Source organism: Bilifractor sp. LCP19S3_H10 (assembly GCF_052119185.1).
Taxonomy (GTDB): Bacteria; Bacillota; Clostridia; order Lachnospirales; family Lachnospiraceae; genus Bilifractor.
The window spans coordinates 63,674-84,585 of the sequence record NZ_JBQKFT010000013.1 but is presented as its reverse complement, the minus strand read 5'-3'; the positions used below and the strand labels follow the sequence as shown (position 1 = coordinate 84,585).

The 20,912-nt window shown below is 50.2% G+C and carries 14 protein-coding genes; 5 read left to right on the top strand and 9 right to left on the bottom strand.

The genetic code is table 11. The features are described 5' to 3' along the window. Positions 1-200: 200 nt before the first annotated feature. The gene (locus ACTQZS_RS10850) at positions 201-3,680 is read left to right on the top strand and encodes a bifunctional diguanylate cyclase/phosphodiesterase (RefSeq protein ID WP_441475807.1); all 3,480 of its coding nucleotides are present in this window, start codon (positions 201-203) and stop codon (positions 3,678-3,680) included. A 162-nt stretch (positions 3,681-3,842) separates the two neighbouring features. Here ACTQZS_RS10850 and ACTQZS_RS10845 read toward each other — a convergent pair whose 3' ends face one another. The 7 genes from ACTQZS_RS10845 to ACTQZS_RS10815 all read right to left on the bottom strand — a co-directional run bounded on the left by ACTQZS_RS10845 (position 3,843) and on the right by ACTQZS_RS10815 (position 12,401). Next, a complete protein-coding gene (locus ACTQZS_RS10845; protein WP_441475806.1) occupies positions 3,843-3,977 on the bottom strand; it encodes a hypothetical protein in 135 nt (44 codons plus the stop codon). Between the two features lie 125 nt (positions 3,978-4,102). Beyond that, positions 4,103-5,371 (bottom strand): hypothetical protein, encoded by a 1,269-nt coding sequence (locus ACTQZS_RS10840; RefSeq protein ID WP_441475805.1) that lies wholly within the window; start codon positions 5,369-5,371, stop codon positions 4,103-4,105. A gap of 72 nt (positions 5,372-5,443) precedes the next feature. After that, a complete protein-coding gene (locus tag ACTQZS_RS10835; protein ID WP_441100869.1) occupies positions 5,444-5,956 on the bottom strand; it encodes a ferritin in 513 nt (170 codons plus the stop codon). Positions 5,957-6,192: 236 nt separating this feature from the next. Further along, on the bottom strand, positions 6,193-8,835 hold the full coding sequence (locus ACTQZS_RS10830; protein ID WP_441475804.1) for a glycosyl hydrolase family 95 catalytic domain-containing protein: 2,643 nt from the start codon (positions 8,833-8,835) through the stop codon (positions 6,193-6,195). A gap of 93 nt (positions 8,836-8,928) precedes the next feature. Then, on the bottom strand, positions 8,929-9,756 hold the full coding sequence (locus ACTQZS_RS10825; RefSeq protein ID WP_441100867.1) for a carbohydrate ABC transporter permease: 828 nt from the start codon (positions 9,754-9,756) through the stop codon (positions 8,929-8,931). Beyond that, a complete protein-coding gene (locus ACTQZS_RS10820; protein WP_441100866.1) occupies positions 9,757-10,638 on the bottom strand; it encodes a carbohydrate ABC transporter permease in 882 nt (293 codons plus the stop codon). 272 nt (positions 10,639-10,910) lie between these two features. Further along, entirely contained in the window at positions 10,911-12,401 is a 1,491-nt protein-coding gene (locus ACTQZS_RS10815) for an ABC transporter substrate-binding protein (RefSeq protein WP_441475803.1), read from the bottom strand. A gap of 277 nt (positions 12,402-12,678) precedes the next feature. Between ACTQZS_RS10815 and ACTQZS_RS10810 the strand changes: the two genes are divergently transcribed. Genes ACTQZS_RS10810 through ACTQZS_RS10800 form a run of 3 tightly spaced genes read left to right on the top strand, consistent with a single transcriptional unit; the run spans position 12,679 to position 15,411 of the window. Beyond that, a complete protein-coding gene (locus ACTQZS_RS10810) occupies positions 12,679-12,969 on the top strand; it encodes a hypothetical protein (protein ID WP_441475802.1) in 291 nt (96 codons plus the stop codon). Continuing rightward, positions 12,935-14,647 (top strand): histidine kinase, encoded by a 1,713-nt coding sequence (locus ACTQZS_RS10805; protein WP_441475801.1) that lies wholly within the window; start codon positions 12,935-12,937, stop codon positions 14,645-14,647. The genes ACTQZS_RS10810 and ACTQZS_RS10805 overlap by 35 nt, the downstream gene beginning before the upstream one ends. Beyond that, positions 14,644-15,411 (top strand): response regulator transcription factor, encoded by a 768-nt coding sequence (locus tag ACTQZS_RS10800; RefSeq protein ID WP_441475800.1) that lies wholly within the window; start codon positions 14,644-14,646, stop codon positions 15,409-15,411. Before ACTQZS_RS10805 ends, ACTQZS_RS10800 begins: the two co-directional genes overlap by 4 nt. Positions 15,412-17,110: 1,699 nt before the next feature. Here the strand turns inward: ACTQZS_RS10800 and ACTQZS_RS10795 are convergent. Next, complete coding sequence (locus ACTQZS_RS10795; protein ID WP_441475799.1) at positions 17,111-19,405, bottom strand: hydratase; 2,295 nt, start codon at positions 19,403-19,405, stop codon at positions 17,111-17,113. Positions 19,406-19,743: 338 nt separating this feature from the next. On the opposite strand from ACTQZS_RS10795, the gene ACTQZS_RS10790 reads away from it, so the two are divergent. Next, positions 19,744-20,010 carry a hypothetical protein gene (locus ACTQZS_RS10790; protein WP_441475798.1) on the top strand — a complete coding sequence of 89 codons (267 nt, stop codon included), beginning with the start codon at positions 19,744-19,746 and terminating at the stop codon, positions 20,008-20,010. Positions 20,011-20,184: 174 nt separating this feature from the next. On the opposite strand, the gene ACTQZS_RS10785 is transcribed toward ACTQZS_RS10790, so the two are convergent. After that, positions 20,185-20,883, bottom strand: coding sequence for a 5'-methylthioadenosine/adenosylhomocysteine nucleosidase (locus ACTQZS_RS10785; RefSeq protein ID WP_441475797.1), 699 nt, complete (start codon positions 20,881-20,883; stop codon positions 20,185-20,187). Positions 20,884-20,912: the final 29 nt, after the last annotated feature.

The window sequence follows — 20,912 nt, the reverse complement described above, 5'->3', positions numbered from 1 at the left end:
AATCTGCCCCCCTGAGGAGTCTGTCCCCTGAGGAGTCTGTCCCTCGCGGAGTCTGTCTCATACGGAGTGCTCAGCTCCCACCGGGTTGGAATTTTTTTCTGAAATCTGGACCGATTTATCGACATTTGATCTTTATGTAGCTTTTAACTCCCGGAAATGTTATAATCCATTTTTAATCATATGTGTGGGAGTATTATACATTGGCTGAATACGATGAACTTACCGGGCTGCTTTCGATGAAAGGATACCTGAATGCAGTCCGAAAATATCTGACCCTTTCTCCGGAAAGGCAGCATGTCCTGATTTTTTTCGACATCTGTGCCTTCCGTGATTACAATCATAAATATGGATTCCATGAGGGAGACGATCTTCTTCTGCAGTTTGCGGAGGAACTCCGGAAGACTTTCCCCGGCGATTATATCACCCGCCTCTCAGCGGATCAGTTCTCCGTGCTGATCGGCAGCCAGGATGTCTCCGACAAAATCGAACATCTCCATATTTTTGTCCATGCGCTGCAGAAAAATGTGAGCCTGGAGCTTAAGGCCGGCATCTATCTTCAGAACGGTCCGTCTGACACAAACGTCTCGCTTATGATCGATCACGCGCGTCTTGCCGCCAGGAGTATTCACGATCAGTACGACCACAATATCGCGATCTACAATGACGACATCGCCGAGCGTGAGGAGCTGAAGCGCTATATTCTGAATCATTTCAACGAGGCGCTCGAATGCGGATATATTGAGACCTGGTATCAGCCGGTGATCCGGACTCTGAGCGGGAGGATCTGCGGTTTTGAAGCACTGTGCCGCTGGAATGATCCCATAAATGGCATTCTGTCTCCCGCGCTTTTCATCGGCGTCCTCGAGGACGCCCATCTGATCTCCAGACTGGATCTTCGCATGGTAGAGAATGTCTGCCGGGATCTCAAGACCGCGGAATCCGGCGGACGCCCGGTGGTACCCATTTCCATCAATCTTTCGCGAAATGATTTTCTAGGCGCAGATGCCTTTAACGAAGTGAATTCCATCGTGACCCAATCCGGTATCTCTCCGGAGCTGATCAACATTGAAATCACCGAAAGTACACTGGAGGCCGAGCCGGAATATCTGCGGCATCAGATCAGCCGCTTTCAGGAGGCCGGCTATGAGATCTGGATTGATGATTTTGGAAGCCGGTACTCTACTCTCGGCACACTGAAGGACTTCAACTTCGATGTTCTGAAGATTGATCAGACTTTCGTCCGCGGCATGGAGAGCAACCAGAAGGCAAGAACCCTGGTCGCGTCCGTCGTCAACATGGCCAAGCATCTCGGCATCCATACGCTGTGCGAGGGTGTGGAGACCCGTGAACAGATTGAATTCCTGAATACAATCGGATGCGAGCAGCTCCAGGGATTTTATTACTCAAAGCCACTGCCGATTATGGAGATTCGGAAGCTGATTTCAAAATTCGGTCTGGAATCTCCTCAGAAGGCGCGCTGCTACAAAGCCATCGGTGAAATCAACATGATGTCCGATTCTCCTCTGGAATCCGGCAGAAGCTATGATTCCGGCTCAAGAGTTCCGCTCATGCTTGTAAAAGCGGATCAAAAGGGAACCAGACTGCTCTATCACAACACCGCAATGGACGAAATGGCCGAATCTCTTAATCTGCGGGATTCAGAGGATTTTCTTCAGTATTTTATGTCCGTTACGACCTACCGAAGCATCATCCTCCATGCGATTACACATCCCGGGGACACGCAGGAATCAAATTCTCTCGACCTTATCATCAGCAACAAATTCTGCAGCATCAGCTTCCGCACAATCTCATCGAAGGCGGACAGCTATGCCTACCTCGCGTTTACCGGACTGATTCTGGATTCTTCGTCAGCGATAACCCGTTCCATCCATATCAACGATGGAATCCGCCATCTTCTGACGATTTTCAACAGGATCGACCTGTTCAATCTCGATACCGGAAGGGCAGAGAATATCTACCTGAACGCAGCGCAGGACAGGCTGACGGATTTCTGCGACACAAGCAAAGAGGCCATCGCGGCATATGCGGAGAAATATCTGGATGAGGAGGATCGTTCCTCTTTCATAGACTTCTACGATATGGATAAGCTGAACACCCGCATTCCAGACGGAAACGCAAATTACGTCACGGCCTTTTTCGGGTCTCACGATAAAACAAACCGGCAGCACCTGCAGTCCTACACCCTGATTCCGTTCAGCACAAACGGCGCCCGTATGGTTCTGTCCTGTATCTGTGACATCGAAAACTCACTCTACAACAAGGCCTTTCATGACCAGATGATGCGAAATACCTCCATAGGATCTGACCGCATCAACGAATCCATGGCGAACCTTCTCTCCTCCTTCCTTGGAATCTTGCAGGTCAACGTTGAAGAAGACAGCTATACTCTGATCTACCGGAACTGGGATTCCGCATTCAGAACACATCTCACTTTTACGCAGGCCTGTGAGAGCTTCTGCAAAAATAACGTGCATCCCGATGACCGGGAACGCTATCTTGCGTTCATGGACCGCAGAACATGGATGGAACGCGCCTCGGAAAACAGTCTTCATGAGTTTTCCGAATCCTTCCGGATCAAAAACGGAAGCGGCGGTTATTCCTGGCTCATCCATAACATCATACAGAACGGCCATGACGCAGCTGTCTTTACAGTAGCTGTTCAATGGACAGGCAGCTCCTCCCAGGAAAAAATGCTCGACTTCTGGTATTCTCAGGGCCGGGATCTGCAGATGCAGATAGACCCCGTTACCGGCCTTCTCGACCGGAGAGGCATCGATCAGAAGCTTATAAGATACATTCGCAGCTACCCTTCCACCCCGGGTGTACTCATCAACCTGAATATCGATAATTTTAAAATCATCAACGATATTCTGGGACGCGACATCGGTGACAAGGCGCTTTGCCGTGTCGCGGATGCCCTGCGACAGAACTTCGATGACGGGGATATCATCGGACGCAATGCCGCGGATGAATTTATCGTCTTCATGAAGGACTCTTCTCTTACGGAAGCGAGTTCCATTGTAAGCCGCCTCGTATCGAGCCCGATGACTGTCGATTTTCACACCGAAAGCTACCGGTTTTTCCTGTCTGCCGGCCTCGTGGAATACCCGAAGCAGGGCAGCAAGCCCGGCACGCTCTGCCGCAAGGCAAACGCGGCTCTTTGTTCCGCAAAACAGTCGGAGGGGCACTGCTACAGGGTTTACGATTCCAACATATGCAGTGAAAACCGCACGCACCTTCAGAAGAGCATCACAAATCTCGCGTCGGATCTTCCAAAGGCCGTGCTGGTCTACAAGATGGCAGATGACCTGCAGATTCTGTACGCCAGCGAATATCTCCTCCGGCTCTGTGAGTGTGACAGCATTGATGAATTCAACGAGTACTCGAAATCGAGCTTTCTTTCCATCCTCTGCCCGGAAGACAGGGATAAAACCAGAGAGCGTATCCGCAAATATTATGCAGAGCACGGCGACCCCTCAGATACCCGTGAATCTCTTCCCGACTATCTTGCCTTCTGTCAGAAATACCGCATTAAGACCAGGAAGGGCAGAATACGGACGATCAGAGACTCCTGCAGACTCGTGCACAGCGTCTATTACGGGGATATCTTCTATGTCTTTCTCGATGATGCGGACACCATACCGGATCTCCCCTGCTGAGGGGCATCCGCCGGTTTGGCGGCCTCTCAGCAGCGCGGCAGCCCGCCGCTCGGCTAAACTCTCAGCGTCGCGGCAACCTGACGCTCGGCCAACTTCTCAACAGCTCTGCAACCTGACGCTTGGCCGAATCAACACAACGAGATAAAACACGCTGCGCGAGTTTTATCTCGCTATCGCGACGCTCGCCGCACACGAATACTTCGCATTCGGCTGCGGCTCACTGTTCGCGTAAAAAAAGCTCTGCCGCTTCGGCTTATCGCCGAAGCGGCAGAGCTTTTCACTTATCAGCCAGAGCATTTGCGATGCTCCTTTTTTCTGCGGGACCGCCTCTGGACAAGGCTGTTCCCTTTATTACCCGCGGGTCCCCCTGGCGCGGGCTTTCCCTTTTATTGCCCGTGGAAACCCTGGAGCGACTTTCCCTTTTATTGTCCATGAAATCGCCTTGTCGCGAGCAGAACACCGGATTTCATGAAATCATCGCCATACCGGTCCAGAATAATTTCCGAATACCTGTTTTCCGGGTGAAGAATCTTGTTCCGCTGAAAATCAAGCGTTGAGCTCTTGCCAAGATCCCGTTCCATCCGGTCCAGCACCTCCAGTGCCTTATCGGTAAGCACACTTCTGGTCCCATCCGCGTTTCGAAGAATTACATTCTCCAGATCCAGCGATGCCGCCTTTTTCATATTGTGTATCGCGGATTTCTGTCTCTCTTCACTGAGCTCATGATCCGGCAGGACGGTCATCCATCCGATGAGCATCCGAAGAAATTCCACATCCTCCTCCATCAGGCCGAACGGGGACAGCGGATTGAGATCCAGCGAACGAATCTCAATGTGGCTGATTCCTCCGGAAAAACCTTCCATCGAATATTCACCGGCCGGTTTCAGTCTCACCGGATAATACAGTTCCTTTGGGGAATGGAGAAGACCTTCCGTCACGTACCGCTGAATCGAGGCGACATAGGCCTCTGTGCTCTCATATCGAAGCGTCGGAGTAAAATCATTCCAGTACCCGAATTCACTGGACCGGACCGTAGCCAGTCTCAGATCCCGGACCCTGTCCCGCTGATTCTCCTCAAACAGAGAAAGATCATAGAGCGGGCTCGCCGCCGTCAGCGCCACGATCAGCCAGCTGTACATCATGGCCTTCCTGGCGAGATTCAGATACAGAGAATCCACAAATTCCCTGTAATTCCCCTCTCCACTCTCCTCAAAAATCCGCCGCAGAAATTCAGGCGGATAGGAATAGTTGAAATGAATGCCGGAAAGCAGCATCTTCCGCTTTCCGTATTTTCTTCCAAGATACTTCCGGTAGGCGGTCCGCTCAGCAAGCTCTCCCGAGAACCGCGCCACTGGGATCTCATCCTCCCCGGATATGCGGGGAGGGTTACTGAACGGCCACAGTACCTCACGACCCGATTCCAGGTTCCACAGCGCATCCGCAACATATTCATGATATTTCCTCACCGAATCTACGGCTTTACGGACGCTGCCCTCGGGATTCGTGATAATCTCCACCTGATTTTCACAGAAATCCCGGTCAATATGCTTATTTCCGGGAAAAGGATGGGGCGTCTGTGCCAGACGCCCGTCCATCGTAACCCGAAGGCTCTCCTTTTCCAGTCCGAAGCCCCCGGAATGTCCGAGAAGCGACAGCTTCTCCTGATTGCTCAACCTGCTATTGATTCTCATAAACTACCTGATCCCGGAAGAACCGGATAAAGTACATCGGGCTCCCCGCCGTATCTTTCTTACCAGTCCCACTTACAGAACCAGAGACGGAGCAGCATAGACTCTTCCGAGAAGTTCCTGATTCAGCGCGTAAAGTCCCTTCGGATCAGAGCCGAAGAGCTTGAACTTGCGAATGAGGTCGTCCGCATTCTTCTCCTCTTCTCCCTGCTCCTTTACGAACCAGTCAAAGCACTGCATGGTGCGATAATCATTGACATCACTTGCTGCCTTGTAGATGCCGTTGATCAGGCTGGTCACATACTGTTCATGCTCCAGGCTGAACTTCAGCGGATCATCCAGGCTGCTGTAGGTCTTGTCCGGCTTTGCGACAGCCTCAAAGGTTACCAGCTCACCGTTGTTCTGAAGATATGTGCGCATCAGCATCGCATGATCTCTCTCCTCCTGCGCCTGGACATCGTACCAGTGCGCGAAGCCGTCAAGCCCCTGATCATAATAATAGTTTGCAAAATCCAGATACAGATATGCGGAATAGAACTCCTTGTTGATCTGATCATTGATCAATTCTTTTACTTTCTTATCAAGCATGGCATGTCCTCTTTTCTGATAAATAAAAACATTTGTTCTTTCACCGAATTGTTAAATATGTCATACCACATTTTTGACGAGATTACAACCTCCGTTCAGGTTACTGTTCCCCCAACTATGTACGGCAAGGATTTTACAGTCCTCTTGCCCTTTGCAAACTGGCTGTAACAAAGTTTTATCCTGATTTATGGAGCTGCGGAACGCCTCAGGCGCAAGCGCCTTCGGTCATTCCCGCGTCACGCCATCCTGCGGATTTCCAGCCGTTCACCCGGGAAAGTCTCCGCTCTCAGGTACTCTCCTCCGAAAACCTCTCTGCGGCCGGTCTGCAGATGCACGATCTCCGCTTCTTCTCCCGGCCACGGATTCTCAAGTACCAGTTCTCTGCCCGCGTGGCTCAGAATCTGTATCGTTCCGACAATTCCAGCTTCAAGGGAAGCGCTCACCTGAAATGCGCCGTATGCCCAGAGCCTCTCAAAAGAAGCGTTCGGATGACTCTTCACCGGCCACACCCGGAAAATCCGGAGAATGCCCTCGTGACTGAGCAGCATCATCTCCTGCAGCGTATTCGGCACTGTGCTCAGGTTTTCGATTCCATGTGGATTCCGGTTGATATACCCGTTTGGCAGACCACGATGTACGATCCGCTCTTCCAGCTCCCTCCAGATCACCTCCGGATCATATCCCACGCGGACTGCCGCAGGGAAAAACAGGCAGCTCAGGTTTGTCGCGTTCCATGCGCCGGCCTTTCTGTAGTGCGGATCAGAATCCCCCTGTTCATTGTCCAGGTCATCCGCGCCGGTGTCGTGCGTTTTCCGATATTCCGCCATTTGATTTTCAATGATGGAATGCACATGAACGGTATTCCATCCCGTCTGAAGCAGATCCGGATCGGATCCGAGCCCGATCGCCCCCGCCGGATAAATCTGCATAATATTTCCCGGAAAATGATAGGACCACTTTCCTCCTTTTCCTTCATCGAAAAAGACAGGTTTTTTCATCCATTCCTCCGGAACCAACTCGCCAAGCGGCACCTCCGCCTCCGCCCAGAGCGTCGGATTCTCCCGGATATCCTCCAGTGTCCCCATCGGATACGGTGCCAGGTGATCCGCGATATCCTCCCAGTGACTCCGGCGTTCCTCATCCAGCCCGAGGTCGCGGCTGATGACCGGAAGAAAACGGAAGAGGCATTTCAGGTATCCGAGACTGTTGACCGGATCCATGGATTCTCCGTTCTTCCGGACATCATCCTCTGTCCGCTCATGCATGCTGTCGTCCCGGATATGCCAATATCCATCTTTTTGAATCAGATCCGCCTCCCAGAAATCCGCGAGACTCTGAAGAAACGGGTATATTTTTCTCCCGTAATCCCGGTCCAGCGTCAGCGAATACCGCATGATCATATTCGTCGCGCCGTGAACCGCCTGTGACTTCATGTGGAGAAGAAGCGCCTCGCTGACCATGCCCTTCGGTCCGAGTCCCAAAGGCAGACAGGTTCCTCCATGCTGATACAGCCTGTGACTCATCTCCCGTCCGATATCCATCATGGCGAAGTACGGGGCGTCATGGGGATCCGCCTGTGGAAAATGCCCGGAGGCAAGCAAGCCAAGATAGGCCGACTGATGATTGTAATTGATTTTGTAATTTCCGTTCCAGGCCGGCCGGTCAAAGGTGCAGACGCCCAGGATCCCCGGCGGATAGTCGGGATCCCGGCTCAGGCTTGCCATGACATACTGCGACAGGTAATAGCGCTGTTCCAGCAATGGATCATCCAGACAGATTCCGGATACGTTCCAGAAATCTCTCCACCAGCTTCTGTGCAGTTCGACAAGCTCCGAAATCTCCCGGGACGTAATCCACTCCGCCCTGGACGCGGCCATCTCCACCGGGCGTGACACCTTATTCCAGGTGCGCAGAACAAACACATAATCCGTGCGCTCTCCCGGACGCAGCACCAGAGACGCCGGATCCTCTTGATTGCTGTTTGTATTCCGCACCCCCGATTCATCGTCGTTTGCTTTGACGCTCGATGCGCACCATTTATCTGCATCCGAATTGCTGCTCAGGGCGCAGGATTTACCTGCACCCGCATTGTTGCTCCATACGGATGATTCATTCCCGTCTTCACGGTCTTCCGGACGATGAAAGGCACCGCCGAATCCCGCCTTCACCGGAACATCCACCTGCTCCTCGAAGGCCCGGAATCCTGACAGAATTCCGCCAACCGTTTTCTGTTCTTCGATCGTTCTGCCACACATCATACCGACAGCGGTTCCTCTGAGGTCCGTCCCGCTCTCATTTTTCCCGGACAGACTCACTCCCTTCTCACATCCCATGCCCGGCTCATCCGGAAAACGGAAACAGGCCCGAATCCGCACCGAATCCGCCAATTCCGAGTGAAACCGTACCAGAAGAAGATTTTCTGTCGCCGCAACCATGCTTCGTATCGTCAGTTTTCCCTCTGTCCCTAAATCATAGTGCGCCACCGTGACCGCATCCCCGAGCTGCTGTTCGATGCGGCAGGCCGCTCCTTTCAGCTCCGGTATCGAAAACACGAGACGGCCGACCGGTCTCGGTCCCCCGAGTGTAACCGCCGGCTCCATTGCAGCCGTCGAATTATCATGAAAAAACACCCAGTTCGGATTGCTCTCCATCTGCCAGAAATCATCCGTTGTAACCCAGAACTGCGGATATTCACAGGGGCCCGCAAAGGCCGCCAGCATATCTCCGTTCCCCAGAACCGGAGCGTCGGTTTTTGTCCCGGTATACTGCCAGATTCTCCATCTTCCGTTGCCCGACACATCGACATCGCCATCCGGAACCGCCCGCGGAGGCCCGTCATACACAGCCTTGTAACGTTTCACTCTCTCGTAATGATCCATCGAAATCTCTCCCTCAAAATTTTTTCCTGCAATAAATATAAGATAAGCCGGGTGACTGCACCGCACAAAAAGCACACTCACCCGGCTCCTGCATTAACCCTTGACCGATCCGCCGGTCGTTCCCTCGAGCAGATATCTCTGCCCGATGAAATATACAATGATGACCGGAATCAGTGTCATGACAATATCCGCAAACACATAGTTCCAGTACTGCTGGTTTTTCCCGAAGAACTGATATACCGCCATGGTCATCGGGAACAGACTGCTCTTGCTCGACAGATACAGCGGTGTCAGGAAATCGTTCCAGACACCCATGAACTGCAGAATGAAGCAGGTGACAATTGTCGGCTTCATCATAGGAAGGTCTACCCGGAAGAACATCTGAAGCGGTCCGGCGCCATCGATCACGGCCGCCTCGTCGATTTCCCTCGGCACCGATTCAACGAAGCTGTATATCGTGAAGATGCAGAACGGAATCATCGAGCTGATGAACACCAGAATAATTCCCAGTCTGGTGTTTGTCAGATGGAACCACTGAAACACACGAACCAACGTTACATAGTTCACCGGAAAGAAAAGTCCGATGATAAAGAAATAGTACAGCCTCCGGTTAATCCGGATCCGGTTTCTGCTGAGAACAAATGCGGCCATTGCACTGATGATGACGCCCACGAAGGTGGCAACCAGCGCGTAAATCATGCTGTTCGCAAATCCGCGGATCAGACCGGCCTTCTGAATGACATCCATATAGTTTCCGAACACCCATGTCGTCGGAAGACTCAGATTCATTCTCGCCGCTTCCCCCTTCGTCTTGAAGGAGTTGATCACCACCATGTAGAGGGGAACCAGAACCAGCAGAGAAAGCACAACACAGACGACCTGCTTGATGATGGTCTGAAGAATTCTCTTAGACTTTCCCATTTATTCTCCTGCCTCCTTTCCGCTCATAACCTTGACAATGATCACACCAATCACCGCGGTAACCGCCAGAAGAATAGTGTTCATGGCTGTGGACATTCCGTACTGGCCGCTGCCGTACAACTGGAATACGTAAGTGGTCATGACCTCGGTCTTATGTCCGGGTCCGCCGTTTGTCAATACATAGATGATATCGAAGACCTTCAGACCGTAGGTGATGCCGAATACCAGATTGATCATGATCGGTCCACGCATCATCGGAAGTGTCACATAAGACAGCTTCTTCCAGAAACCGGCACCGTCAATCTCTGCCGCTTCATAAAGGGAATCATCAATCGTATTCAGCCCGGCCAGGAAGATCGTCATGACATAGCCGATACCTCTCCAGGCATCCACCGAAAAGATCGAATTCCACACCATATGAGGATCGGACAGCCACTTCTGCTTCAATACATCGAGCCCAAGAGTCGTGAATGTGCTGTTCAGAAGTCCGGTATTGTAAGAAAAGATCGAGCTGAAGATAATTCCAATGATTACGAAGGGAAGAATGGACGGCAGATAGAATACCGTCCGGTAGAACTTCTTGCCCTTCAGCCTGGAATTCAGAAGAATCGCAAGGAAAAAAGCGGGAATAATTTTCACCACATTGGAGATCAGCGTGAACCGGACCGTATTCCAGAAACCCGCCATGTAATTCTTATTGGATGTAAAAAGGTCGATATAATTCTGCAGACCGATAAAATGAAGTCCGTTCTTCGGCGTCATTCTCCCCCAGTCCGTGAAAGAATAGAATACGCCGAGAATACTTGGAAAAAGGAAAAACACCACATAAATAATCAGCGGCAGAATGACGAACCATCTCGGGTAAATCTTATTTTTATTCATAGTTGCCTCATACTAATTTCTGTCAGCGGCTGCTGCATTTGTTTTCATGCGCTGCGGCAAATCCGCTTTCCCACCATCCGGTTTATATCCTCTAACGAAGGAGTGTCGCCTGCAGAGGCCCTCCTCAGGCCTCCGGGCGACACTTCATTGTAAACGCTCATACGATGCATTGTGCCACAAACTGTATAAGCCGCGGATTGCTCCGTGCCCCACACGCGGGACATCACTGCCTGCTCAGAGCGGTTTCCTGTTCTCCGTCTGTTTCCGCAGGATTACTTCCATGCGGAATCACCGGCTGTTTTCGCCGATTCTGCACGGTTCGCATCCATATTCTTCAGGACGTCATTAGCCTCCATAGAGCCCTGGCAGAAGGAAATCATATCCGCGCCGAAATCCATCCAATAATCGTTGGTGTACTTGGTGCCGTTCTGAAGTACAGTTACGCCCATCTTATTCGGGTCAACCGAACTCATGAATTCCTTTTCCTCAGGCAGCCAGTGCTGTTCGATATCTACGTTAACATCCAGGTTCGTATACTGCGGAGAATTGTCCAGAATCTCCTGCAGGCTCTCCGGTGTACATACAAACTGGAAGAACGCCTTTACAAGATCCTCATGCTCCGTTCCCTTATAGCCGAACATGGTCGGGCCGGCCGGATTGGTCGGATACCAGGTGTTATCGCCGAGCGGGATCAGGAACATTCCAAACTCATCCTTTGTACCGGTATCATCCTTGATCTGCTGAATGAAGCTGGAGTTTGCCATTGCCATTGCTGTATTTCTGTCGCCGAACTCATTGCTCAGGTTTGTGGAATCGGTTCCTACCCAATCCTCTCCAAAGTAGCCGTCATCGGAAAGCTCCTTGAACTCATTCAGAACCTCAAGCATCTTCTTGTTGTCTGCAAAGGTTGCCTCGTTGTTGTTCAGCTTGTCATAAAGGTCCGGATCATCCTCGGTGTATACACCGCCGATCTGGAAGAACGCGAGCTGATGCTGCCATCCGTCTGCGCCGGGCATGAACCACGGTGTCTCGACACCAGAATCTTTGATTGTCTTCAGATCCTTTTTCAGCTCATCATAGGTTGTCGGCACCTCGTTAATGCCGAGCTCCTTGAACATGGTCTTGTTGTAAACCATGACATACTCCGGAGAATTATGCCAGATCTGCAGTCCGTAGAGCTTGCCGTCGCTGATACAGGATGCCTGACGGGTCTCCGGCATGACGTTCTGCCAGTCAGCTCCGGAAAAATCGATGCAGTACTCTTCCGGATTTCCAATGTTGGACTCAATGGCTCCAACCGGGTTCGACTGAATCCAGAAAATATCCGGGCAGGTGCCGTTCGCCAGATCCGACTGGAGAATATCCAGATACTGATCGGCCGGAATCGTCTGAAGATCTACGGTGACACCATAGGTATCCTCGAATCTCTGGATCGTCGCATCATAACGGTTGTCCATCCATCCGGCGGATACCAGAATGCTCAATGTCTGACCGTCAAACTGGCCATCATTCGGGATCTCCTTGACCACTACATTGTCGCCGGAAGCCGCGGAAGTCGATGATACTGCCGTTGTCTCCACCGACTCTGTCGCGGATGAAGAAGATGTCGTCGCTGCTTCCTCCGTCGATGAAGAAGCAGCTGCCGCCGTCGATGAAGAAGTCGACGCGTTTGCCGAAGAGGAACTTGTCGAGCTTCCGCAGCCCGCAAACAGCGACGCAGCCATAGCGCCGCACATCAACATAGAGATTACTTTTCTTTTCATACTTTTTCCTCCCTCTCTCATTGTTGAATAAACTGACGTTTCCACATAACATAATCATAACAAGACATTGCATCCAAAACCATGGATAAAACCTTTCTGCAGTTGAACAAAATTGTCCTGTTTGAACAATTTTCTTCTATTTATTTTCGATTCCATGGCAATAATCACGAATTCTCTGTTCGTAAGAACCTATGTACACATGTGATCCGCTACAATTCCGGGATGATTTTCTGCGTCCGCTCATGGATTTGTCAAGTCCATGTAAAACGTTTATAATATGATGGTAACTTATAAAAAAATCTCACTCGAAAGGAAATTATCTGTTGAAAAATCACATCCGGCACAGAAAATCGGAACCGGAAAAAATCCCTCCTCTGTCGGCATCGCAAGACCAGAAAACAGCAAGAAGGCCCCGGAAGCTGCAGACCAAGCTGTTTCTGTATATCCTGCTTCCTCCACTCCTCGTTCTGATCTTCTTTGCGCTGTTTTTTCTCCAATACAACTCGAATATCCTGATCAGCCGAGAGCAGAATATGCTTCAGACGCTCAATTCAACGTTGATGAATGAGACAGAGAAGCAGCTCAAGGACATGGATATGGTATCCTCCGATATAAATTTCTATAACCGCAAGACCAAATTTATGCCTTCCGTTCTGGATTTCAGTGTGACCTCCGATGAAGGCCATGCCTTTCTGGATGTTGTGCAGATGTCGAACGGTCTCGATCTGGACGCAGACCAGGTAAATATCTACGACCTCTATGGGCATGTCATCGAATCCGGGAACATCACCAAAAATGATACCTATTCCGAAAACAATGAAAAATGGCTCGAGAAGGCGGTCCGGCTTCGTGGTTATAAATTCCTGAGCGTGCCCTATGAGACCCGGAAATACTCCGTCGGAGCTTCGAATTCAGCATGGTATCTGTCTCTGTACCGGGCCTCTCTCGACGGCCAGAACCGTGTCATAGGCGGAATTGAAACGGTCAAGAACTGCAAGGTTCTCTTTCATGACATCACAGCTTACCTGAGCAAAAGCTCCACGCAGGCGGATATTTTGATTTTTGATTCGAACGGGACTCTGATTTTTCCTTATGATACAACTGAAAATCATAAAGACATCAGTCAGACCTACTATCAGACTCTTTCCGGCACGAACGACAGCTATGGCATCGGAACCGATCCGGAATCCGGAATCAAATATCAGTACGCCCGGCAGACCTCGACCTACAGCGGCTGGACCTATGTGGCTCTTCAGCAAAACAACGTCATTCTGCGTCCAGTCTACCAGATGCTCCGAGTCCTGATCACGATCACCGGCCTGATGGTGCTGTTTTCCATTATCCTCTCCCTGTATCTGACTCACAACATGGTCAAGCCCATCAAGCATCTGAAGCACGTGATTCAACGGCTGCGTCTGGAAAATCTCGGAGAGGAAAAACTCGATCATTATGACGCCTCCTATGAGGAGCTCGGTGAGCTGTACCGTGAATTCCAGAAGATGAGTGAATCCCTTCAGCAGTCCCTCGCCGAGCTCGAAATCGCACAGAGGCTCGAGCTGAAATCCCGCGTGATTGCGCTGCAGGTGCAGATGAACCCTCATTTTTATTACAATACTCTTTCCTGCATCAGCATATTGGCGGAGAACGGTCAGAACAAGGATGTCACAAAGCTCTGCCAGACGCTCTCCCGCATCATGCGGTATATCACCAATACCGGCATCACGATCGTTACTGTTGCCGATGAGATTCACTATATTGAAGAGTATATGTACTGCATGAAAGTACGCTATCAGGAGAGTCTGAATTATCACATTGATATTCTCCCCGAAATCATGGAGCAAAAAATTCCCAAGCTCATCATTCAGCCCCTTGTGGAGAACTCCATCAATTACGGGACCAATTGTCTGCCGCCGTGGAAAATCACCATTACGAGCTTCCTGGACGAATCCATGTGGTATATCCGGGTCACCGATTCCGGAAACGGATTCGGGGAAGAGGTGCTCGATGAACTGAATAAGAAGATCGCCATGATCAACCGCGACCTGAACCACAATCTCACCGATCTCAAAATCGGCGGGCTCGGCATGATCAATGTATATATACGCTGGAAGCTCTACTGCGGAAACGATATTATCTTTGACTTCGGAAACACGGAAGACGGCCATGCTTATGTGACAATCGGAAGAAAAACGCCGGGCGGCACAGGAAATATGACAATTCCAAAAGAGAAAGGTTTTATATTATGAAATACGGGGTTATTGTTGCGGAAGATGAAATACTGATCCAGCAGAACATCATAAAGAAAATTGAAAATTCAGGCGCCGGCTTCACCGTCGTCGGAAAGGCCCAGACGGGCATTCAGGCACTGGAGCTGATCAATGCCTCTAATCCCTATCTGCTCGTGACCGACATCCGAATGCCGGTCATGGATGGTCTGGAGCTGATCGAGCAGGCCCGTGAAAATCACCCGGACCTTGATGTGATCGTCGTCAGCGGATATTCCGACTTTGAATACGCCAAGCGTGCCATACACCTTCAGGTGAAGGAATATCTGCTCAAGCCCGTGGATGAAGAGCAGCTTCGAGCGGTTCTCTCCTCCCTCGCCAATAAATACCGGATGGAAGAACAGGAACTTGAGAAGAGCTTCTCCGGTGAGTTCTCCTGCCGCTCCTCCAGAGAGATTGCGGATCTTCTGAAGGATTACCTTACACGGGAATTCGATCATGATATCAATATGAACCTGATTGCGGAGAAGCTGAACTATAGCCCAAGTTATCTGTCCAAGGTATTTCTTCAGACTTACCATATGCCTCCGACCAGGTATCTGATCTCTCTTCGAATGCAGAAGGCCAAAAAACTGATGGACCGTAACCCCGGATATCCCATTCATATGATCGGCGAAGCCGTCGGCTATGACGATCCGGGCTATTTCTCGCGGATCTTCAAGAAATATGAGGGCGTCAGTCCGCAAAAATACCGGGGCGGTTCCACAGCCGACACCCCGGAATGAGAACCCGGGTATCGGGCAGTGCCGCAATAACTGCTTCAGAACGAGATAAAACACGCTGCGCGAGTTTTATCTCGTTATCGCGTCGCTCGCCGCACACAAATACTTCGCATTCGGCTGCGGCTCACTGTTCGCGTAAATAAAACTTCACCGCATTGCGGCAGTGCTTCCATGGGCGCCGCGGAATGAAACATCACTGCATTGTTCCAGAGTCACCCTGGACGCCTCGGAATAATAAGTTTACATCGTGCTTCTGCCCGCAAAAACAAACGAAAAGCAGTGGCCGCCTTATCAAGTATTCTCTGACAAGACGGCCACTACTGAAATGGTTCAATGCTATTCAATTTTCTACTCTTTCTTTATTTAATTTTTTGTTTAATCGGACTTATTTAGTTTTCTTTCTAAGAACCTGTTATAAAATAATGATAAATGGATTTAATAATTTTCGGTTTCTGAATTACAGCTTATAAAATATGAACTGCTGTCACATCTCTGATCAGTCACATATCTTATCAATTACTGCTATGAATCACATATTCCTCTTTCGTGATTCCTCTTATTACAGGTATGCTCTCTGTTTCTCTTAGAACAGTGCTTTCAAAAAATTTGAAAGAAAGAAACATAAGTACGATAACCCTTATCTGTTCCCTGCGTCGTCAGGATATTGATCTGCAGATCTTCGCATAGAACTTACGCTCTTGCGCTCTCTTCTCTATCCCGCTTAGAAAGTTCTGTGAATTCATCGGAATCTCTTCCTCGTTCCGGCCGGTGATATCTGCACGCCTGTCCGAAAATCCCTTCCGATGTTCTGGATACATCTGCCGCATCCATGTAATTTCTCGTCTTTACAGGTCTTCGTTTCTTTACACAAATCCTTTGGATGCTTCAGACCTTCCGTGGTATATACTCAATATGAATTGCAAGCTTCACATTACCTTTCATATCATGGGTTCCGGATTATACCAGGAACTCGGTTACTTTCTTCTCTCTTATAAAAGGTCTTCTCTGAGGGAACTGCTTATGCAATACCACTTTCATATTGAGGATGATGTGCCGGTGGAATTCCCATTGGACTGTCCTCCTTCTCTCATATTTATTAAAGATCCGAACTTAACGTTTATCCGATATGATATCAAAGGCCGTTCCCTCTGTTCATGTAATCCTGAATCGGATCTGAATATCAGGACGGAGCTTTTATCGGATTAATTCTGTCGCCCGTTCTTTAATGTGATTACAGGATAACACAGAGGTTTCTATTTGTCAACGCATTTTTAAATTTAATTTTACTTATTCTCTCATTTGATCTTATAGTTTCATAATTTTTGTTTTTTATTTGTTCAATTAATTATATTCTGACTTTATTTTTTCCATGGATTGCCTGTCTGCGGAATTTTTTGTCAATGAGCCAACGAGATAAAACACGCTGCGCGAGTTTTATCTCGCTATCGCGACGCTCGCCGCACACGAATACTTCGCATTCGGCTGCGGCTCACTGTTCGCGTAAAAAAGGTCAGAACCCATGCAAAAACCAGGGTTCTGACCTCATCATACCAGCAGGATTGCTCTGCGCGCACAGCGCCAGGCAATCCAGACCTTATACTATTTACCTGACCTTTTGCAAATTCCAGCGGGCGAATTTTATCTGCCAGGCAATCCAGAACTTATACCATTTAACTGACCTCACATAGCATCGACCGAATGTTTACTTGTGATTGCGATAATAATTAATCAGGCAGCCGTCCAGGATAATCTCTCTCTCATCGTCCGTCAGCTGGCCCAGTCGGAGTTCAAATCCGGTTAACTCTTCATCTCCGACAACATATGCCGTGATGACATCCTCCCTGCTCTCAACTGCCTTCCGGATATCCGGAACAAACAGATAATCTCCGTTTTTAAACGGAAGACTGCCTGCCGGAATCAGGAACGGAAGCATACCCCAGTTGATCAGATTCGAACGATATCTCTTCGTCGCGTAATCATTGGCGATATTTGCCCAGCCCCCGAGAACCTTCTGACAGGAAGCTGCCTGCTCACGGGCGGATCCGTCACCCGGTTTTACGGCAAAGATCGTGGAGCCGACTCCCATATTCTGATGGCAGACATCCGGGAACTTCGTATGGATCACCTTCATAACCGGCTTCAGCTCCGGGAGCGCATCTCCAGCGCAGCCTCCCTCTTCCAGTGCCTTCTGTGCCTTTTGAACCTGCTTTGCCCTTCCTACATACAGAGGATCTTTTCTGGAAAGAGCAAACTCGGCAAGTCTGAGCGGATTGGAACGATAGGAAGAAGTCTCTCCCGATGGAATCAGTTCATCGGTTGTCGTAACCGGATCATGGATCTCCGATACCACCTTGAGAATCAGGTTCTCCGGAAGCGCGGACATCTTCGGCCAGTCCTTGATGTTCGGACCGAACCTCACTTCCACGGTCGGATCCGCGACACCATGGCTGTCAAATACGCGATGCGCGTAGATGTTCGAGTCAAAGTGGTAAATCTGATGACGGTATTCACCGGCAAATTCTGTCGCGGGTGTCAGGTATCCTTTATTAGCAGCAGTTGCCGCGATGGACCGCGCGTCCATCAGAGCGACACCGGCAACCTGTCCCTCCTGGACCTTGGAGCCCTCACGGTTCGGGAAATTACGTGTGGAATGACGAATCGAAAGATCTCCGTTCGCAGGAGTGTCGCCCGCGCCGAAACACGGACCACAGAACGCGGTCTTCACCACAGCTCCCGTTTCCATCAGATCCGCAATCACGCCGTTAGCCGCCAGCTCCTTGTAAATCGGTGCACTTGCCGGATAAATATCCAGCGTAAAATCATCACAGCCGATGTACTGCCCACGCAGAATATCAGCTGCCTGGCAGATATTTTCAAATCCGCCTCCGGCACATCCCGCAATAACTCCCTGATCTACAAGGAGCCTTCCGTTGTGTACCTTGTTCCGGAGATTATAATCCACTTTTCCGTTGAATGCCACCTGGGCCCGCTTCTCTACATCGTCCAGGATATCCGGGAGATTCGCGTTGCATTCTTCAATGGTATAGACGTTACTCGGGTGGAACGGCATTGCGATCATCGGTTTGATCTTATCCAGCTCCACATAGATACAGCCGTCATAATAGGCCACCGGGCCCGGATTCAGCTCGCTGTAATCCTCCGGACGTCCGTGCTCCGCATAATAGTCCCGGATTGTATCATCTGTCGTCCAGATCGAAGACAGACAGGTGGTCTCTGTTGTCATAACATCAATGCCGATACGGAAATCCGCTGACAGTGAGGCAACGCCGGGTCCTACAAACTCCATAACCTTATTCTTGACATAACCCTTGTCAAATACTGCTCCGATGATTGCGAGCGCAACATCCTGCGGGCCTACCCCCGGCACCGGCGCTCCTGTCATATAGACTGCAACGACTCCCGGCATCGCAATATCATAGGTCTTGTTCAGAAGCTGTTTCACCAGCTCCGGTCCGCCTTCGCCCATCGCCATGGTTCCGAGAGCGCCATATCGGGTGTGGGAATCCGATCCAAGAATCATTCTCCCTGCTCCGCTGAGCATCTCACGGGCAAACTGATGAATTACCGCCTGGTGCGGCGGAACATACATGCCCCCGTATCTCTTCGCGCAGGAAAGGCCAAACATATGATCATCTTCGTTGATCGTTCCGCCAACCGCGCACAGAGAATTGTGGCAGTTCGTAAGAACGTAAGGAATTGGAAATTTCTCCAGTCCGGATGCCCGGGCAGTCTGAATGATTCCTACATATGTGATATCATGTGATGTCAGCTTATCAAATTTGATCTGAAGATTTTCCATGTTGCCCGAGACATTATGTGCCTTCAGGATATTGTATGCCATGGTCTCCTTCTTCGCCTCATCCGCCGGCACAGCTTTTCCGGTTTTCTGCTGAAGCTGTGCGGCAGCGTCCGGTCCATCCGGAATCACGGTTGTTCCGTTTACCAGATACACTCCGCCGTTCTGTAATTCAATCATACCTGATCATTCCTCCTGTTAATCACTCTGATGCCGCCCTGTTCTGGCAGCCCGACCTGTACAGTAACCGACATGATGTTAGACAGCGTCACCTACTGTATCCAGCCAGCTACTCCGCAACTCACGCAGCCCTTCAGGCGGCCGGCTTTGTCGGTATGCCGCGGCGTTCGCCCCACTGCTTTACACCTTGTGTAAACGGATATGGCTCACCGCCCGCGCATATTCGCACTTACGTGCCGCTTGCATGTCACTTCGCTGCTTCGCAATGCGGATTGCAAATTCAGTGTTTATCATATATTATTTAGAATAATTTCGCAAGACGGGAGGAAAATTCAAACATGCGTTTCTGGGGAAAAATGATACGTGACAATCATATCCTGATGGATGTGACCATAACTGATGACAGTGAGGAGACAAGAACTCACAAGGTTCTCCATACCCTGGAGCAGATCTGCCATGAATGGGATCTGAGTGTGCCGATCTGGCTGGACTCCAACATACGGGAATTCAAGCGAACCAAAAAGGTACGCTTCACACAGGACAGCTTTGTCGGAGAAGAAATTTCCTTTGATTTTCTGGAGCTTCAGGTTCTGGACGAGGACTGAAAGAGCCGCAGGCCCCTGAAGGCCGCGGCTCCCTGCTATGTCCCGGATTCTGCGGATTCCTCCGCAAGCTTATATATCAACCAAATAGTCATTCCGGACTGTACCGGTTCAGATTCTGCGGATTCCTCCGCAAGCTTACATATCGACCGAATGGTCATTCTGAACTGTTCTGGTTCAGATTCTGCGAATCATTCCGCACACAAGGCGCACGCAGTGTCTCACGCAGTCTTCGGTAAAGGTGTTGTCATCCGCCACGGCGCTTCCGTCAGCCTTATCGGAGATAACGCGGATGATCAGAAACGGAACCCCGTTTCTCCACGCAGTCTGAGCGATGGATGCCCCCTCCATCTCTGCGCAGTATCCGTGAAAGTTCTCCGCGAGTCTTGTCTTCACCTCATGATCCGAAATGAACTGATCACCGCTGACTACCGTTCCGCGGAAGGTGTGAATTTCGGGGTTCACCTCCGCATTTACCTCTTCTGCCAGCCTGATCAGCTTCTCATCACCCGGAAAACGGTAGACGTCCATGCCGGGAACCTGTCCCGGCTTGTATCCCCATACCGTTGCGTCCATGTCATGCTGCACGGCCTCGGAAGACAGAACAATGTCTCCGATATCAATTTTGTTCTGAAGGCTTCCCGCGATTCCTGTATTGATTATATAATCCACATGAAAATCATCCACCAGAATCTGTGTGCACATTGCGGCATTTACCTTTCCGACACCGCTCTGCACCACAACGGCAGGTTTTCCCTCAAGAACGCCGCGGTAAAACTTCATTCCTGCCTTTTCCCGGATGTCGGTCTCACTCATCAGGTTCTTCAGCTCTGCTACTTCCGATTCCATAGCTCCGATAATTCCAATTAAACTCATAAAATATTCTCCTGTTATATTGATTTGCC

Bases quoted from the DNA above. Each gene is read 5' to 3' on its own strand.
- ACTQZS_RS10845 (WP_441475806.1), bottom strand. From the start codon at position 3,977: ATGCTCTGGCTGATAAGTGAAAAGCTCTGCCGCTTCGGCGATAAGCCG.
- ACTQZS_RS10840 (WP_441475805.1), bottom strand. From the start codon at position 5,371: ATGAGAATCAATAGCAGGTTGAGCAATCAGGAGAAGCTGTCGCTTCTC.
- ACTQZS_RS10835 (WP_441100869.1), bottom strand. From the start codon at position 5,956: ATGCTTGATAAGAAAGTAAAAGAATTGATCAATGATCAGATCAACAAG.
- ACTQZS_RS10830 (WP_441475804.1), bottom strand. From the start codon at position 8,835: ATGGATCATTACGAGAGAGTGAAACGTTACAAGGCTGTGTATGACGGG.
- ACTQZS_RS10825 (WP_441100867.1), bottom strand. From the start codon at position 9,756: ATGGGAAAGTCTAAGAGAATTCTTCAGACCATCATCAAGCAGGTCGTC.
- ACTQZS_RS10820 (WP_441100866.1), bottom strand. From the start codon at position 10,638: ATGAATAAAAATAAGATTTACCCGAGATGGTTCGTCATTCTGCCGCTG.
- ACTQZS_RS10815 (WP_441475803.1), bottom strand. From the start codon at position 12,401: ATGAAAAGAAAAGTAATCTCTATGTTGATGTGCGGCGCTATGGCTGCG.
- ACTQZS_RS10810 (WP_441475802.1), top strand. From the start codon at position 12,679: ATGATGGTAACTTATAAAAAAATCTCACTCGAAAGGAAATTATCTGTT.
- ACTQZS_RS10805 (WP_441475801.1), top strand. From the start codon at position 12,935: ATGCTTCAGACGCTCAATTCAACGTTGATGAATGAGACAGAGAAGCAG.
- ACTQZS_RS10800 (WP_441475800.1), top strand. From the start codon at position 14,644: ATGAAATACGGGGTTATTGTTGCGGAAGATGAAATACTGATCCAGCAG.
- ACTQZS_RS10795 (WP_441475799.1), bottom strand. From the start codon at position 19,405: ATGATTGAATTACAGAACGGCGGAGTGTATCTGGTAAACGGAACAACC.
- ACTQZS_RS10790 (WP_441475798.1), top strand. From the start codon at position 19,744: ATGCGTTTCTGGGGAAAAATGATACGTGACAATCATATCCTGATGGAT.
- ACTQZS_RS10785 (WP_441475797.1), bottom strand. From the start codon at position 20,883: ATGAGTTTAATTGGAATTATCGGAGCTATGGAATCGGAAGTAGCAGAG.